Consider the following 14458-nt stretch of genomic DNA (forward strand, 5'->3'; position numbering starts at 1 on the left):
GGGTTTTTTTGCTTGCGTCACCGTCCGTCTTTATCAATCTTATGGATGCATGTCGCCACATATGATTGATTTGACCGATATAGTCGGGTCGCTTAATTTCGATGAGAGGCACCCACCTATATCGAATCACGGAGACATCGACAATGAACAGAGAAGCCATCGACAGCCTGCTGCAAAAGATCAACGACAGCGCCACGAGCGAAGGCAATGCGCGGACGAAGACCATCGTCAATCGCATCGTGCGCGATCTTTTCTACACGATCGACGATCTCGACGTGACGCCGACGGAGTTCTGGACGGCGCTCAACTACCTCGGCGAAACAGGCCAGAGCGGCGAATTCGGATTGATCGCGGCAGGCCTCGGCTTCGAGCATTTCCTCGATGCCCGTCTCGACGAAAAGGAAGCGAAAGCGGGTATCGAAGGCGGCACGCCGCGTACGATCGAGGGTCCCCTCTATGTCGCGGGTGCGCCGGAATCCGTTGGACATGCACGGCTCGACGATGGCGCGAGTCCCGGAGAAACGCTCGTGATGCGCGGCCGTGTGTTGACGAAGGAGGGACAGCCGCTCGCGAATGCGTTGGTCGAAGTGTGGCACGCCAATCATCTCGGCAATTACTCGTACTTCGACAAGTCGCAGTCCGCGTTCAACCTGCGTCGCTCGATCCGCACCGATAACGAAGGCAACTATGCGTTCACGAGCGTCGTTCCGGTCGGCTATAGCGTGCCGCCTGGCGGCAAGACGCAGCAATTGCTCGATCAACTCGGGCGACACGGTCATCGTCCGGCGCATATTCATTTCTTTGTTTCGGCGCCGGGCTATCGCAAGTTGACGACGCAGATCAACATCGACGGCGATCCGTATCTGTGGGACGACTTCGCGTTCGCGACGCGCGATGGTCTCGTTCCGGAAGTGAAGAAAGCCGAAGGCGCCGAGGGCAAACCGTATGGCGTGGAAGGGCGCTTTGCGCTGATCGACTTCGACTTCACGTTGTGCAGCGAACGTGACGATGTGCCGGGCACTGAAGTAGAACGTGTGCGCGCCGCTGTCTGAGTTTTCGATCGTTGGTACGATCGCGGCATGAACAATGAGCGCGATATTCATGCCGATCTATTCGGCGTCGATGGCTGCAAGGCGGGCTGGTTCGTCGTGAAGCAATGCGGGCGCACCGCAGCAATCACGACGAGCGTTATCGCTCACTTTCAGGACTTACTCGACTGCAAACGCGCGAATGCCATTGTGGCCGTGGATATGCCGATCGGTCTTTCGGAGAATGGCATTCGCGCGTGCGACACGCTTGCTCGCAAAATGCTCGGGCGTCCGCGCGGAAGCTCCGTCTTTGCTCCGCCGATACGCGCGGCATTGGCCGCATCGAGCTATGAAGAAGCGTGCGCGATCAATCATGCCGAATCCGGAAAACGGATATCCATTCAGGCATTCCATATCCGCAAAAAGATTGCGGAAGTCGATGATGTAATGCACACGCATAACATTAATGCCACACGCGTTTTCGAAGTGCATCCGGAGTTGAGCTTCATGCATGTGCGAATGGAGCAGGGCGGACCGGCGCATGGCCTTCGCGAAAGCAAAGCGCATGCGCCTGGATTCGCATTGCGTCACGCACTGCTCGTGAAATGCTTTGGCAGCGCGATCGATTCGGCGCTTGCCACGCGCAAACCGTCGCAAGCATCGCGAGACGACGTGCTCGACGCGTTCGCTGTGTTATGGACCGCTCGCCGAATCGCATCGGGAAAAGCGTTCCATCTGCCCGAAGAGATCGCGATCGATGCGAACGGCATACCAATGGCGATTTATTGCTGAGAGCGGGTTTGCCTGCGAAAGTGCGCTACATGGAGCGCTTTTACGCGTTCGGCGAATTCCTCGACGGGACCGTCGACTGTCGTATCGTCGATAACTTCCTGTATCGCTAACGGACGAACGCGCCCCTGTTTTGCGCCGAGCTCAGCACGCCAGCGCGTGAATTGCTCGCTCGACGCCGCATACACGATCCGGCCCAGCCCGCCCCACGCGTGCGCCGCCGAGCACATCGGACAATGCTCGCCGGACGTGTAGACGACCGCGTTTCTGCGCTCGGATTCCGGCAGATTTTCCGCAGCCCACTTCGCAATCGCGAATTCCGGGTGTCGCGTATGGTCGCCGCCACTCACGCGATTCCGGTCCTCGAAAAGCACGCGCCCGTCGTTTGCGACGAGCATCGAACCGAAAGGCTCATCGCCATCGTCGAGCGCTTCCTGCGCCAATTCGATGCAGCGGATCAGATACTTCTTGTCTGTATCGTCGATCATGACGCCTCCTAGAATAACGGCCGGACCACGATGTTAGCCGACAAGCGAACCGTGAGAGGCGCAATTGTGAAGCGCGTTTTCGGCGGACTTTCAGCGGTCGAAATGGCGCTACGACGATGGGCAGGGCGGTATAAAATTGTGATGTACTTGTCTTGCGCTCGAATGCGCCCGCCGCCATGGAAACTCCTTCGGGCAAAGAAGCCTCCCGCAAGCAGATCTCGCCGCGCATGCTCAACGTGCTGACGGCGCTCATTGGTCTTGCCACGCTCGCACTCGGCGTGGCCTGGCTGATCTACACGTGGGTTGTCCATCTGGAAGTGCCGTACTTTGCGATTCCGCTCGTGCTCACGGTGCCGGTGATCGTTGCGGTGGCATTCCGGAATTGCTGGGACTGACGCGTTTCCGAAATGCAGTCAAAGCGACGCGCAAAAGAAAACGCACCGTGGCGATGCGATCGCGACGGTGCGTCTGAATGTCGTTGGTAGGCTCGATTGGACTCGAACCAACGACCCCCACCATGTCAAGGTGGTGCTCTAACCAGCTGAGCTACGAGCCTACGGAAGCCGCGAATTATAGGGGAAAGTTTCGCGTCGTGGGGAATTTTGGGCGAAAATTTTTGATTCGGTGTTTTTGGGCGTGTTTGTGGTTGTCAGTGCGGTGAGCCGGCGTGAAGTTGAGGGCCGGCGGCAGGCCTTCACGATATTAATCGACTCGGATCATTTATTTGACATAACATAAATTCTTGCACTGTGCCCGCCTTCCCCCGTAGTGCCCGTATTACCAGATGCCTGCGCCTGAGACGTGGGGGTTACCGCCGCCGACAAGCCAACCGCGCACACTATCGACGCCTTCGCGATAACCCCCGCCGCTTTTCCCCAAATGGACTCCCAGACAGCGCGCGCGTGCTCGTCTTTGCTGCGCTCGAACTGAGAAGCGGCGATAACCTCTATCGGCTCAATGCCAAGAGCCTCCGCAATCCGCGCGCACGTCAATTCGTCCGGAGCGGAACGGCCAACGCGCCACGAACTGACCGCCGCACGCGTCACGCCTAGCGCCTTCGCGGCGGCGTAGTCGGACGGAAGTTCGAGTTTTTCCCGAACTTCGTCCAAGTATTGAACAGTCGATTTCACACTTCCCCCGTTTGTCAAGCGATCTCAAACCCGAATGTACGTCAAGCGTCAACAACGCACAACGTACTGCGCGCTTGACTAGTATTGCGCGCTTGACGTATTGTTCCGTTCGTCGGGCCGCACAAACGGGCTGAACCCCCCCGTGGCGACTGATCCTCGCCTTTAGGCGGTCCGACATTCCACACATGCAGGGGTTCAACCGGGGGGCTTACATGCGTCACTCATCGTTACAAATTCAACGGTCTTCACTCGGCGGTTTCGCAGTCCTAAGCGGCTACGCCAAGCGCGCGCGCGTTCGCGCTGCTGTGCGTCGGGTCATTGATTGGGTGGTGATCGCATGACTGAGGCTCTTTTCTTCGTGGCGGGCGCGGTTTTCACCTTCTTTGCGGTCGGCGTCGGCGTGCTCGGCGCGCTGGCCTACACGGGGATGATCGATGAAAACGGAACAGCAACCCGAAAGCTGTGAGGACGTTTCGCATGCAGTGGTGCCCGGCTCAATAGGTCGCGCTCTACTGTGCAGCGTGCCATGGGCACCGCGCGCAACGCCCGCCAGTGACAAGGCAAGGGCCGAAGCGATGACAGCGTTAAACAGAATTCTTTCGAAGTACCGCGAGCGGCCACGAAGCGCGCCGGTTAGCAAAGCGGATTTTCAACAGGCGCGCGAAAACTTTTGGAGTAAAGGCAATGCAACCTTGGGATTCGATTCTGGTGCTCGCTACGGCGCAAAGCCCCTACGCGGGCACGGCGGGCAGCATCACGGCAGTGACGAAGGGCGCGGACGGCTCGCTCATCAGCGTGACGGCGCGCATGGACAAGGACGGGACCGAAGAAACGTTCCCGGTCGCTGAAGTGCAGCGCTTGGGCTAAATCATGCTCATCAACACGTTCCGCGAAGGTGAGCGCGTCATGGTGACGGCAAAAGATGACTTCTACGCTTACATCGACGGCTGGCGCGGTCGTGTTGGCTCGTTCGAAGGCATCCCCGGCGGGCATGTGCGTGTCGAAGTGCCGGACGAAGGCGTGACGAAGCTTTTCATCGTGCCGGTGGATCAAGTCGTGCGCTGCGGTGAGCGGCTGGTGGTGGTGCGCTGATGATCCGCGAATCAAACGAAGCTTGGGCCGTTCGCCAAGTTGTCGACCTTCCCCCGCGCTGGCGCGGGCGGCTGCTCGGCAACTGGCGCGCGGCCTGCGCTTCGTTTGATCGCTCGAAAGTGACGGGTGAGGGTGACGCGCTGAGGCGCGCGAATGCCGGTTTGTTGATGGCGCTCGCGAGTCTGAGCACGGCACCTTTGGCGCTCGATGCGTCGGATATCGACGTGTGCGCGGCGGCGGAAAAGTACGCGGAGCAATGCCGCAAGACGGCAGAGGAAACGCAGCATATCGGGCGCGACGCGACGCGCGCGGAGCTGGAGCGTTTCTGTATTACGGCGGGCATCAACGCGCCGGGCGCGGACATGGAGCAAGAACCGGCCATCCTGCGCATGCAATGCCACTTGTGGTGGCGTCGGCAACTGCGTCGCGCCATGTCGCGCGCCGTCGAAGGATCGGCCATCGGCCTCGGCTACGTCCACAAGGGCGGCGATTGCTACGTGTCCGACGAGTCGGTGATGCACCGCCTACAGCAAAACGCGCGCAACGCGGAAATGCTCGAATCGACCATCGCGCGCAATGAACTAGGGCAGGAATTCACGCTGGCGGAACTCGCGGCGAAGTCGCCCGCGAATAAGTCGGTGCGGCGCGCGGAACTGATGACGCGCATCAACGGGTTTGAGCGTATCGCCATCGACATGAAGCACGCGGGCGTGTTCTTCACGCTCACGGCACCGTCGCGCATGCACGCGTACCGGACCATCAACGGCAAGCCCGTGCGCAATCGCAAATATGACGGCACCAAGCCCAATGAGGCGCAAGCGCATCACACGAAAACGTGGGCGCGCATCCGTGCGGCGCTCGCGCGTCGCGGGGTGAGGATTTACGGGTTTCGCATTGCCGAACCGAATCACGATGGCACGCCGCATTGGCATGTGCTGGTTTTCTGCAAGCCCGATGAACTCGCGATCCTTAAGAGCACGGTCTATAAGTACGCGCTCGCCGTCGATGGTGACGAAGCGGGCGCGCGCAAGCATCGCGTGGACTGGAAGCCGATGGACCCGGCCAAGGGCACGGCGGCGGGCTACATCGCGAAGTACGTCGCGAAAAACATCGACGGCTATCGGCTCGATAAGGACATGTATGGCAACGATGCAATCCAAACGTCGCAGCGCGTCGAGGCGTGGGCGACACGTTGGCGCATTCGACAGTTTCAGCAGATCGGCGGGCCTCCGGTTACGGTCTGGCGTGAATTGCGCCGCGTTCAAAGCGTACCGGCTGACGCTCCGGGATTTGTCGTCTCGGCTCACAACGCCGTCAACAAAATCGCCGTTATTGAAGGGCGTGAAAACGCGTCCGTCGCGTGGGATAGGTATGTGGCGGCGCAAGGTGGTGTGTTCTGCGGACGCGGTTATCGCGTGCGTCTTGCGACGGTCGCGGCTGAGGGCGCGACGCGCTATGGCGAAGAGCGCGCGCCCAAGGTAATCGGCATCACGTTCAACGAGGAATACAAGGTGCGCGACGCGCGGGGCAACTGGACCGACGTGCGCGAAATGCAAACCATCGTGGAGAGCAAGAGGTTCGAATGGGAAATCCTGCGTCCGGCAAGTTCCAACGCTTTCGCTGTGTCGTATGCGGGCAGCGATTCGACACCTACGACTGTCCGCGATGCGGAGGGTTTTTCGGGTTTCGAGCGCGCGCAGCGCGCGTCTTGGACCTGTGTCAATAACTGTACGGAGTCGGGGGAATTCAAGCCTGAGGGCATCCCGACAACCTTTGGGCGGTTGTCGGAAGCGGCTTATGAGGCGTGTTCCGGTGCGGTGGTGGCGGCATTTAACGAATGGGTGAGGCGGAATGGACGGGAAGGTGGCGGAATTGAAAGCGCTGGCGGAGCAGGCACGGGAGGAAGTCAGGCAGCTTCCGCCGTTCGTCCGGATGGCCGGGCAAAAACAGATGGCATTGCTTCAAAACATCATTGAAAAAATCGAGGCTCTATGAAAACGCGCGCAAAAAAAACGGTCATCGGCACCATCAAGTGCCACTGCTGCGAGCGGGACATTCCCGCCAAGGAAAACGAGCATGGCACGCTCGATGTTTCGTGCCAGTGGTGCGAAATGCCGGTCTATGCGAAGAAGGGCACCGACGCGCACAAGCGCCTGTCGGCGCGCGTCGTCCGTTTCCCGGTGCCGCACGATGCGACGCCCGCGAGCGTGGCGGAGCCGTTCATACCGCCTTCGCCGGAAAAGCCCGCCGCGCGTGCCGCGCGCGGTGTGTTTGACGTATTCACGGGAGCCTAAGCATGGGCGATATGGCGGAAGCGCAAGCAATGGACGCAATGCCGGGCCTTGATTCGCTCGGCGGCATGGCGGCGGGCATCGACGCGGAAGCGGCGGGCGCGCTCAATCCGGAAATGTCCGGTGCGATGCCAGGGCAACCGGTCCCGACCGGCCCGGACTACGAGCGCGGCGCGCGCGGCATCGTGGACATGACGCGCGCGATGATCGGCGGCTATGCGCCGGGCGCGGAGTGGGACGAAGCAACGAGCGGACGCATGGCGGCATCGCTCGCGCCCGTGTTCGAAAAATACGGGTGGGACATGGAAGCGGCTATGCCGTGCGAACTGGTCGCGCTGGTGGTGTGCGGCCCGGTGCTCTACCAGTCGGCGCGCGCCGTGGCGCTCAAGATCAAACAGGACCGCTACGCGCTGGAAAACGCGCGGCCCGGCATGGCGGACCCTAACACGGTGAAGGGCGCGGAGCGGGATTCTGCGCCGGCCGATTCGGCGGAGGCGCTCGCGGCGGCGGTGCGCAACGCGAAAGTCTTTCCGGACATGTGATGGTGACGCGCGCAAAGAAAGCGGCGCCAGAAAAAGCCGCGCCCGCCTATGGCGTCGAAGCGAAGGCGCATATTGAGGCGGTGCTCGGCGCGTCCGGCTCGGGCAAGTCGAGTTACGTTAAGCGCCTGATGGAGCGGGCGCGGCCCGCGCGGCTGATCGTGTTCGATCCTGAGGGCGAATGGTCCGCCTTCGGCAAGGCAACGAGCAACGTCGCGGACGTGCTCGCGGGTTTCCGGGCCGCTGGCACCGATGGCGCGTGCCGGGTGGTGTTTGTGCCGTCGCCGGTGCCGGAAATCGCCGTACGGCAGTTTGACGCGGTGTGCCGGATCGCGTTTCACGCGGAGCGCCTGACCTTCATTGTCGATGAACTCAAAAGCGTTACCACGCCGTCCCGGTCGCCGGTCGGCTGGGGCATGCTCACCGGGCGCGGGCGCAAGCGCGGGATTGTGATGTACGGCCTCTCGCAACGCCCGGCCAGCATCGACAAAGACTTTCTAGGCAACTGCAACTATGTCCGCTCGGGGCGGCTCACCTATGACGAGGACGTGCGCACGGTCGCCAAGGTGCTACGCGTGCCACAAGATGACGTGGCAAGCCTGCCTGACCTCGGCTGGATACGGCGCGACATGGCCACGGGGCAGACTGATCGCGGGTAGTGCGATCGCGGCGCGGAGCGTTACGAAATGGGAAGACAACGAAAGTACTACTCCAACGCGGAGCGGCAGCGCGCGTATCGGGCACGAGCCGCGCGGACGCGTGACATAGAGCGCGAATATGTGAAGGAAAAGCGCGAGCGCGAAAAGAGGGCGGTACAGGATCGTCTATTAGGACGCGATCTAGTAGAACCCCGCTTCGGCGGGGTTTTTTTATGGCTTGGCGCGGCGCGCGGGTGTGGCTAGGTCGCGACACAGCTAAAAATATTTTCGGGCCGATGGCGGGCGTTTTGGCGCGTTCCTATAGGTCGCGCTCTAGGTCGCGTTCCTATAGGTCGCGGATTCGCCTTTTCAGGGGAGGGCGGCGACACTCCGAACCATTCAAACGGGCCGCATGGTGCGGCGTCTATCGGAGTCGAACCATGAACGCAAAAGCATTGCTCAAGGCCTATCTGGCCTATCTCGCCTTCAACGCAGTGACGAAGATCGTCGTGCGTCCGGTCGCCACGTCGCTGAACGTGCCGCTGATCACCACGATCGTTTCCTAAAGGAGGGCGCGTCAATGCTGCTCGTTAAAAACACGCCTTTCACGAACGTTGTCGCCTCGGGCGTCGCCACGGTGAACCTGCCTATCGGCATGTCGTACAACAAGATCATTCTCGCGCTCGGCGGCACGACCTTTACGCCGTCGATGATCACCAACATCAACCTGAAGGTGAACGGCAAGATCATCTACAACGCGATTGGCTCGCGTCTGTCGCTGATCAACGCGTACCGTCAGGTGGTGGGCAGCGCAACCTGCCTCACGCTCGATTTCACCGAGCCGCGCGCCAAGTCGATGATCGAACAGTACGTGGGCAACATCAACACGGCCTCGGGCGTGTCGTCGGTGACCATCGAAGTGACCATTGCGGGCGCAACGGCCCCGACGCTGGACAGCTATTCCGAACTGGGCCCGCCCGCCGCGCTCGGCGTGATCGCGAAGCACATTCCCTTTACGGCCTCGTTCGCTGGCTCGGGCAAGTTCCCGATGAAGCTGATCGATATCACGAACCGCGGCGGCATCATCAAGCGCGTCCACTTCGCGCACGGCGGCAACCTGTCGCAGCTCGAAGTCAAGAAAAACGGCATCGTCATCTGGGACAACATCCCGACCGCGATCAACACGAGTTGGCAGGCGGAGTACGCCAAGACCGCGCAGACCAACCTGTACACGTATGACCCGTGTGCGGACAACAACTACGCCAACGGTGTGAAGACGGCAGACGCAACCGCGCTCGAATTCAACCCGACCTTCACGGCGGCGGATACGGTCACGGCGGTGGTTGAAGTGCTGGACGTGCTCGGCAACATGTAACGGCTCAGGGTGGGAGTGCAGCGGCCCGGCCCGATTGAATTCGATGCGTCGGGCCGCTCTTTTTTTAACCATCGGGGAATTACATGGACGGCTTTGACCTTTCCTCGCTCGGTCTCGACACGAGCAACCAGTACGGCTTTTCCATCGGCCCGCAATCGGACGGCACCTACAACGTGCCATCGACGGCGGTCGCGGTCACGGGATCGGACACGGGCGGCGCTGGCTACAACTACGCGCCGGGCGTGTTCAATCTGCTCAATAACGGCCTCTCGGCTTTCACGTCGATCTACAACAATCAGCAAAGTCTGGACTACAAGCGCTACGAGGCCACGCAAGCGGGGCTGGTCGCGCAAGGTCAGGCGGCGGGCGCACTGGCGACGGCGCAACTGTCGGCGGTGAACTCAAACAAGATGCTGATGATCCTCGGCGCAATCGCCGTGGTGATGCTCGCGATCCACAAGGGATAAGCCATGAACGGCACGACCGGCAATATCGCAACGGGCGTCGCCATGTCGAACCCGTACAGCGCGGCGGCAATGGCAGCAATGCAAATGTCGTCGGCGCTGTTCGCCAGTCCGACCGGCCCGCAAATGTCGAGCGCGGGCGGCTTCGATCCGTTCACGGTCGATAACTCGGGGTGGTCCGTCAACTTCGGCAGCGGCAGCGCGAGCGCGACGGCGAACCCCGTTTCGAATCTCGCGCAAGGGCTGGCGAACGCGGCCAGCGGCGCGGCGGGCGGCATCAACCTGAACAACCCGTTTGTGCTGCTCGGCCTCGCGGCCATCGTCATCGTCATCGTGAAGCACGGCAAATGATCCACATTCGACCCGAACCGGTTACGGACGCGGTACGCGATGAAGTCGCGGCGGCGTTCGATGCCAACCCGCTTCAGCGTGCCAAGACGGACACGAGCGCGGGCATGGTGGACGCGGTGCGGTGTCTCGATAACGCGGTGTTTTGCCGGGTGTTCGCGAGCGGTGTGCCGGTGGCGTTTTTCGCGCTGCGCATCGAACAGAAGGGCACGCGGCGTGAAGCGGAAGTGACCATTGCGCACGGTCGCGCGGCGTTCGATCTGACGGCTGAAATTCTGCCGATGATCGAGCGCGCGGCGGCGGACCTCGGCGCGCATGGACTCACGGTCGTGACGCGGCGCGGCGGGCTGGTTAAAAAATTGAAGTCGGCGGGCTACGGCACGGCGGCGGTGCGACTGAGAAAGGAACTCGCGCGATGATTCGCAACCCTCGGCAATTGCATTTGATGCGGATGGGCCTTCCGGCCACGCCCGCTAATCGCTCGGATTCGTCGTCGTCGTCCGACTCCACGACGAACAACTACGCCGACAAGCGCAACGCGGTGCAAGGCGGCGTCGGCGTGTCGGGCGACAACAACATGGTGTTCAACTCGTCCACCACGACCGATTACGGCGCGATTCAAAACGCGCTCAATGCGATGGTGGGCGCGACGCAAGCGGCGACCTACAACAACTCGGTGGTGAGCGCGGGCGCGATCCAAGGCAACACGGACGTGGCGAAAGCGGCCATCAACGGCAACTCGGGCGTCGCATCGACGGCGATCACAAGCACCGTCGCGGCGTCGAACCATCTAGAGGACGTGGGGCTGTCGATGCTACAGGCCAATACCGCGCTCGCGAATTCGCTGATGGGCGGCGTCCAGCAAAGCACGCAAGCGGTCACGGGCATCGCGTCGCAACTCGCGCAAACGCAGATTGCCTCGCAAAACGACAATCGCTATCTGATCGCGGCGGGTCTCGCGGTCGTCTGCATCGTCGGCGTGATGGCGTTTAACCATAAGGCATAACGATCATGCAGATTTTCGATATCACGGTTCCGGCTAATTCGGCGTTCGTCGTGCACGCGCCGGGCAAGTACATCAAGTATCTGTCGGGCAACAACGGCGGCGGCGATACACGGCTGGCGGTGACGCCCGGCATGCAGGGCAGCACGAAAATTACGCTGATTCCGGGACAGGCCTATCGCGTGTCCGACGAAGCGAAAAAGCCGGATTCGTGGACGCTCTCGAACTATGCCAACGGCGCGGCGATTATCGGTCAAGTGGTCGTCGGTGACGGCAAGATAGATGACAACAGCATTGCGGGCACCGTGCAGGTCATCGACGGCGGCAAGGCGCGCACGCTGAACAATAGCGCCTTCACGTGTTGGGGCGGTGGTTCATCCGTCGCGTCGCAGTGGTGCCGCGTCCAACTCTGGAACCCGGCAAACAATCCGAATCGGGTGGTTCTCGAAACGATATTCAGCCTCGCGGCGAGCGGCAACACGGCGGCGATTCTGACCGGTGGGAGTACGCAACTAGGAACGCTCCTGCAAGTCGGGCAACCGAAGCGCGTGGGCGGAACGCCTAGCCTAGCGGGCCTCTACACAGATAACACGGCGGTGCAGCCTAGCGCCTATCCATCGCTCGCCCTTTTCGGCGCGCTGAATGTATCGACGGTCGCGGCGGGATATAGCCCGAAAGAGCCGTTTGTCATTCCGCCGGGATACGGGTTGATGCTGGCGGCCAACGCGGCGGCAACAAGTATTTCCGCAGACTTCGAGTGGTACGAAGAGCCGAACGTATGAAAACGCCCGGTGCGCTCTACCTCATTGCGGCGGGCACGCTCGCGGCAGCGGCCTACGTGTGGTGGGCCAATGGTGGCGTGCCGGACCCGATGCAGAATCCCGACGATTCAATTGATCCGCTCGCGCCGCTCGGTGACGCGATGGACGAAGCAACCGCAACGGTGTGGAACATGATTAGCCCGAACCCGGCAGCAAGCATGCAACCCAGTGACGCGCTGGTATCGCGCCTGAAGCAAAGCGAAGGACTGCGCCTGACGCGTTACAACCTCGGCGACGGCGGCTGGACGATTGGCTACGGCCACTACTCCACGAACCTCGCGGACATTCCCGCAACCTGCACGCAAGCGCAAGCCGATGCGTGGTTTGCGTCGGACCTGCAAGCGAAGGCGGTCAAGTGGGTGCAGCTTTACGTGTCGGTGCCGCTCACGCAAAACCAGTTTGATGCGCTCGTGGACGTCGCGTTCAACCTCTCGCCGCGCGGCTTCAAGCGCTTTGCCGATGCGGTCAACGCGGGACAGGGCATTGACGACATCGCGCAAGCGTCGGTGTCGTGGGTCTCGCCCGCATTGCAGAACGGCATCCAGAATCGGCGGAACTCCGAAATGGCGATGTTCGATAACGGGGATTACACAGCATGAAACTCGATAAAAGCGGCCTGTTGATGGTCGGCGCGGCGGCGGCGGTGCTGCTGCTGGTGGTGAAGAAAACGACGCCTTCGGGCACGCCCGCGAAAAGCGGACAAGCGGCCATCGGCTCGAACGCGGCTTCGTGGTTGTCGAACGCCATCAGCAACATGGGCGGCAACCCGGTCGCGACAACCAGCACGAACAGCCTTGGATCAACGATCGGCGGCCTGACGCTGTTCGGCAACGGCACCTTCGACGCGGGCGGAATCTATGTCGATCCCGGTCAGGTGACGGTCAACAACAACACCGGGCAGGTGACTGAATCGCCGTTCTCCGGCATGTACAACGTGCTGTCCCCCGCTACCTACGGATTCTGATCATGAGCACAAAAGAATTTCTGTTCCTCGGCGCGGTGATCTACATCGGCTGGCGCTATCAGCGCTCGCACCAGTCGCGCAGCGCGGTCGATCAGGCGTATCTGCAAGACGCGCAGACCTTCGCGAGCATGGCGGGCAGCAACTTCACGCAAAGCAATTGGGATCCGGTCAGCGGTCAACCCACCTACATGTGGGGCGCGACGCCCGTGGCGCTGCAAGGCGGGCTGTCGGTGCAAGCCAATAGCGGCGTCGGCTCAATTTTCGGGCACATCGCATGAAGCGCGCCGAACTCGCGATCCTCGCGGGCGTGGTGCTGCTCGTCGGCTATGCCGCGTACAAGGTGAAAACGGCCGGCAGCGCGCTGGCGAACAGCGCGGCGGCGGCGGCGTCGGCGGGCTGGAACCTCGCGAATTATCCGGTGCTGCCCGCGTCGATTCCGGGCGCGAGCGTCGGCAACGCGATTGTGTCGGCGCCCGCGTCGGCGCTCGATGCGCTCTCATTCGGGACCATCGGCGGCACCACAACGCCCGCGTCAAGCTGGTATGACGCGCTCAAGGCGGGGCCGCTCGGCGGGCTGGTGGGCATCGTCAGCGGCGAAGGCAACACGAACATTTTTGGACCGGCACCAAGCGCGGGGCTGGACTTTGGCAAAGGCGACAACTGGAACTAGGGGAGAAAACCCATGAAAGCATTTTTTGCACGCTTGCAAGAACCCTCCACGCATGCCGCGCTCGCGGGCCTCGCGGCCATCGCGGCACAAGGCGCGGTGAGTCTCGGCGCTGATCCGCATGTGGTGGGCGCGGTCGGCACGGCGGCGGCGGGCCTGTTTGGTCTGCTCGGCGTGCTGATGCCGGAAAAGGCGGGCGCGTAATGGAATCCAGCCTGCTGATGAACGTCGGTGGAATGGTGCTCGCGGCGGGCGTCACGTATGGCGCGATCCGCGCGGACCTGAAAAACCTGCATGAGCGGATTGCGCTGCTCGAAAAGATCGTTTTCAAACCTCTCACGAAGGGAGCCTGACATGGCCACGCGTAAGAAGGCGGCGCACAAGCCGCGCAAGAAGTCGCATCACAAGACCCCGGCACGCAGCAAGGTGACGGGCCGGTTCCTCAAGAAATAAGGGAGAAAGACATGCCTAAGATCGAATGGAAGAGCGCGGCGATTGGTGCCGTCGCTGTCTACGCGTTCCTGTGGTATCGCGCCAAAAAGGCGTCCACCACGTCGAGCTAAAAGCCGAAGCGCTGAAGCAAGGACGCCCGCCGCGCGCGGGCGTTTTCTATGGTGGCGTCGAAGGTGCCCGCCAGTTTGGCGGCGGCGACTTTATCGGCGACCTGCCACGCGTGGACGTAGTGCAGGAAGGCGCGCTCGGACGAACAGTAGGCGGGCGCGACCGCTTCCACCCATTGCCGGACCTCATCGAGCGTCACGGGCACCTGTCCGAACAGATCGTGCTGAGGGTGGTGGCGGCGCATAAAAAAAGCTCCGATC

At 61.7% G+C, this 14458-nt stretch carries 26 protein-coding genes and 1 tRNA gene; 23 read left to right on the forward strand and 4 right to left on the reverse strand.

The window, feature by feature from the left end:
* The first annotated feature begins 143 nt into the window (after nt 1-143).
* Complete coding sequence (gene catA, locus AWB76_RS19900; protein ID WP_061161853.1) at nt 144-1052, forward strand: catechol 1,2-dioxygenase; 909 nt, start codon at nt 144-146, stop codon at nt 1050-1052.
* A 27-nt stretch (nt 1053-1079) separates the two neighbouring features.
* On the forward strand, nt 1080-1820 hold the full coding sequence (locus AWB76_RS19905) for a DUF429 domain-containing protein (RefSeq protein ID WP_061161854.1): 741 nt from the start codon (nt 1080-1082) through the stop codon (nt 1818-1820).
* Here AWB76_RS19905 and AWB76_RS19910 read toward each other — a convergent pair.
* A complete protein-coding gene (locus tag AWB76_RS19910) occupies nt 1811-2305 on the reverse strand; it encodes a nucleoside deaminase (RefSeq protein WP_061161855.1) in 495 nt (164 codons plus the stop codon). The genes AWB76_RS19905 and AWB76_RS19910 overlap by 10 nt on opposite strands.
* Nucleotides 2306-2481: 176 nt before the next feature.
* Between AWB76_RS19910 and AWB76_RS19915 the strand changes: the two genes are divergently transcribed.
* Nucleotides 2482-2700, forward strand: coding sequence for a hypothetical protein (locus tag AWB76_RS19915; protein ID WP_061161943.1), 219 nt, complete (start codon nt 2482-2484; stop codon nt 2698-2700).
* Between the two features lie 84 nt (nt 2701-2784).
* Here AWB76_RS19915 and AWB76_RS19920 read toward each other — a convergent pair.
* Nucleotides 2785-2861, reverse strand: a tRNA-Val gene (locus tag AWB76_RS19920).
* Nucleotides 2862-3021: 160 nt separating this feature from the next.
* Nucleotides 3022-3435, reverse strand: coding sequence for a helix-turn-helix domain-containing protein (locus AWB76_RS19925; protein WP_082864473.1), 414 nt, complete (start codon nt 3433-3435; stop codon nt 3022-3024).
* A gap of 337 nt (nt 3436-3772) precedes the next feature.
* Here AWB76_RS19925 and AWB76_RS42730 point away from each other — a divergent pair, with 337 nt between their 5' ends.
* The 20 genes from AWB76_RS42730 (at nt 3773) to AWB76_RS41010 (ending at nt 13990) form a co-directional block, all read left to right on the forward strand.
* Nucleotides 3773-3901 carry a hypothetical protein gene (locus AWB76_RS42730; protein WP_279616427.1) on the forward strand — a complete coding sequence of 43 codons (129 nt, stop codon included), beginning with the start codon at nt 3773-3775 and terminating at the stop codon, nt 3899-3901.
* A gap of 218 nt (nt 3902-4119) precedes the next feature.
* Nucleotides 4120-4302, forward strand: coding sequence for a hypothetical protein (locus AWB76_RS19930; protein ID WP_061161856.1), 183 nt, complete (start codon nt 4120-4122; stop codon nt 4300-4302).
* Nucleotides 4303-4305: 3 nt separating this feature from the next.
* Nucleotides 4306-4527, forward strand: a complete 222-nt coding sequence (locus AWB76_RS19935) for an SH3 domain-containing protein (RefSeq protein ID WP_061161857.1) — start codon at nt 4306-4308, stop codon at nt 4525-4527.
* Nucleotides 4527-6503 carry a replication endonuclease gene (locus tag AWB76_RS19940; RefSeq protein ID WP_061161858.1) on the forward strand — a complete coding sequence of 659 codons (1977 nt, stop codon included), beginning with the start codon at nt 4527-4529 and terminating at the stop codon, nt 6501-6503. The genes AWB76_RS19935 and AWB76_RS19940 overlap by 1 nt, the downstream gene beginning before the upstream one ends.
* A gap of 15 nt (nt 6504-6518) precedes the next feature.
* The gene (locus AWB76_RS19945) at nt 6519-6821 is read left to right on the forward strand and encodes a hypothetical protein (RefSeq protein WP_061161859.1); all 303 of its coding nucleotides are present in this window, start codon (nt 6519-6521) and stop codon (nt 6819-6821) included.
* A 2-nt stretch (nt 6822-6823) separates the two neighbouring features.
* On the forward strand, nt 6824-7360 hold the full coding sequence (locus AWB76_RS19950; RefSeq protein WP_074171376.1) for a hypothetical protein: 537 nt from the start codon (nt 6824-6826) through the stop codon (nt 7358-7360).
* Nucleotides 7360-8016: a helicase HerA domain-containing protein gene (locus tag AWB76_RS19955; protein WP_061161860.1), complete on the forward strand. Its 657-nt coding sequence runs from the start codon at nt 7360-7362 to the stop codon at nt 8014-8016. The genes AWB76_RS19950 and AWB76_RS19955 overlap by 1 nt, the downstream gene beginning before the upstream one ends.
* 419 nt (nt 8017-8435) lie before the next feature.
* A complete protein-coding gene (locus tag AWB76_RS42735) occupies nt 8436-8561 on the forward strand; it encodes a hypothetical protein (RefSeq protein WP_279616428.1) in 126 nt (41 codons plus the stop codon).
* A 14-nt stretch (nt 8562-8575) separates the two neighbouring features.
* Entirely contained in the window at nt 8576-9370 is a 795-nt protein-coding gene (locus AWB76_RS19960; RefSeq protein ID WP_061161861.1) for a major capsid protein P2, read from the forward strand.
* Nucleotides 9371-9453: 83 nt separating this feature from the next.
* Entirely contained in the window at nt 9454-9837 is a 384-nt protein-coding gene (locus AWB76_RS19965; protein WP_061161862.1) for a hypothetical protein, read from the forward strand.
* 3 nt (nt 9838-9840) lie between these two features.
* On the forward strand, nt 9841-10185 hold the full coding sequence (locus AWB76_RS19970; protein ID WP_061161863.1) for a hypothetical protein: 345 nt from the start codon (nt 9841-9843) through the stop codon (nt 10183-10185).
* Nucleotides 10182-10601, forward strand: coding sequence for a hypothetical protein (locus AWB76_RS19975; RefSeq protein ID WP_061161864.1), 420 nt, complete (start codon nt 10182-10184; stop codon nt 10599-10601). Before AWB76_RS19970 ends, AWB76_RS19975 begins: the two co-directional genes overlap by 4 nt.
* The gene (locus AWB76_RS19980) at nt 10598-11188 is read left to right on the forward strand and encodes a hypothetical protein (RefSeq protein WP_061161865.1); all 591 of its coding nucleotides are present in this window, start codon (nt 10598-10600) and stop codon (nt 11186-11188) included. The genes AWB76_RS19975 and AWB76_RS19980 overlap by 4 nt, the downstream gene beginning before the upstream one ends.
* 5 nt (nt 11189-11193) lie before the next feature.
* Nucleotides 11194-11967, forward strand: a complete 774-nt coding sequence (locus AWB76_RS19985) for a hypothetical protein (RefSeq protein WP_061161866.1) — start codon at nt 11194-11196, stop codon at nt 11965-11967.
* Nucleotides 11964-12605, forward strand: a complete 642-nt coding sequence (locus tag AWB76_RS19990; RefSeq protein ID WP_061161867.1) for a lysozyme — start codon at nt 11964-11966, stop codon at nt 12603-12605. Before AWB76_RS19985 ends, AWB76_RS19990 begins: the two co-directional genes overlap by 4 nt.
* Nucleotides 12602-12970: a hypothetical protein gene (locus AWB76_RS19995; protein WP_061161868.1), complete on the forward strand. Its 369-nt coding sequence runs from the start codon at nt 12602-12604 to the stop codon at nt 12968-12970. Before AWB76_RS19990 ends, AWB76_RS19995 begins: the two co-directional genes overlap by 4 nt.
* A 2-nt stretch (nt 12971-12972) precedes the next feature.
* A complete protein-coding gene (locus AWB76_RS20000; RefSeq protein ID WP_061161869.1) occupies nt 12973-13248 on the forward strand; it encodes a hypothetical protein in 276 nt (91 codons plus the stop codon).
* Nucleotides 13245-13640: a hypothetical protein gene (locus AWB76_RS20005; protein ID WP_061161870.1), complete on the forward strand. Its 396-nt coding sequence runs from the start codon at nt 13245-13247 to the stop codon at nt 13638-13640. Before AWB76_RS20000 ends, AWB76_RS20005 begins: the two co-directional genes overlap by 4 nt.
* A 12-nt stretch (nt 13641-13652) precedes the next feature.
* Nucleotides 13653-13841, forward strand: coding sequence for a hypothetical protein (locus tag AWB76_RS20010; RefSeq protein ID WP_061161871.1), 189 nt, complete (start codon nt 13653-13655; stop codon nt 13839-13841).
* Nucleotides 13841-13990 (forward strand): hypothetical protein, encoded by a 150-nt coding sequence (locus AWB76_RS41010; RefSeq protein ID WP_157696166.1) that lies wholly within the window; start codon nt 13841-13843, stop codon nt 13988-13990. Before AWB76_RS20010 ends, AWB76_RS41010 begins: the two co-directional genes overlap by 1 nt.
* A 206-nt stretch (nt 13991-14196) precedes the next feature.
* Here the strand turns inward: AWB76_RS41010 and AWB76_RS20015 are convergent, their stop codons facing one another.
* The gene (locus AWB76_RS20015) at nt 14197-14442 is read right to left on the reverse strand and encodes a hypothetical protein (RefSeq protein WP_061161872.1); all 246 of its coding nucleotides are present in this window, start codon (nt 14440-14442) and stop codon (nt 14197-14199) included.
* Nucleotides 14443-14458 lie beyond the last annotated feature (16 nt).

It is taken from the genome of Caballeronia temeraria, from assembly GCF_001544795.2.
Lineage (GTDB): Bacteria > Pseudomonadota > Gammaproteobacteria > Burkholderiales > Burkholderiaceae > Caballeronia > Caballeronia temeraria.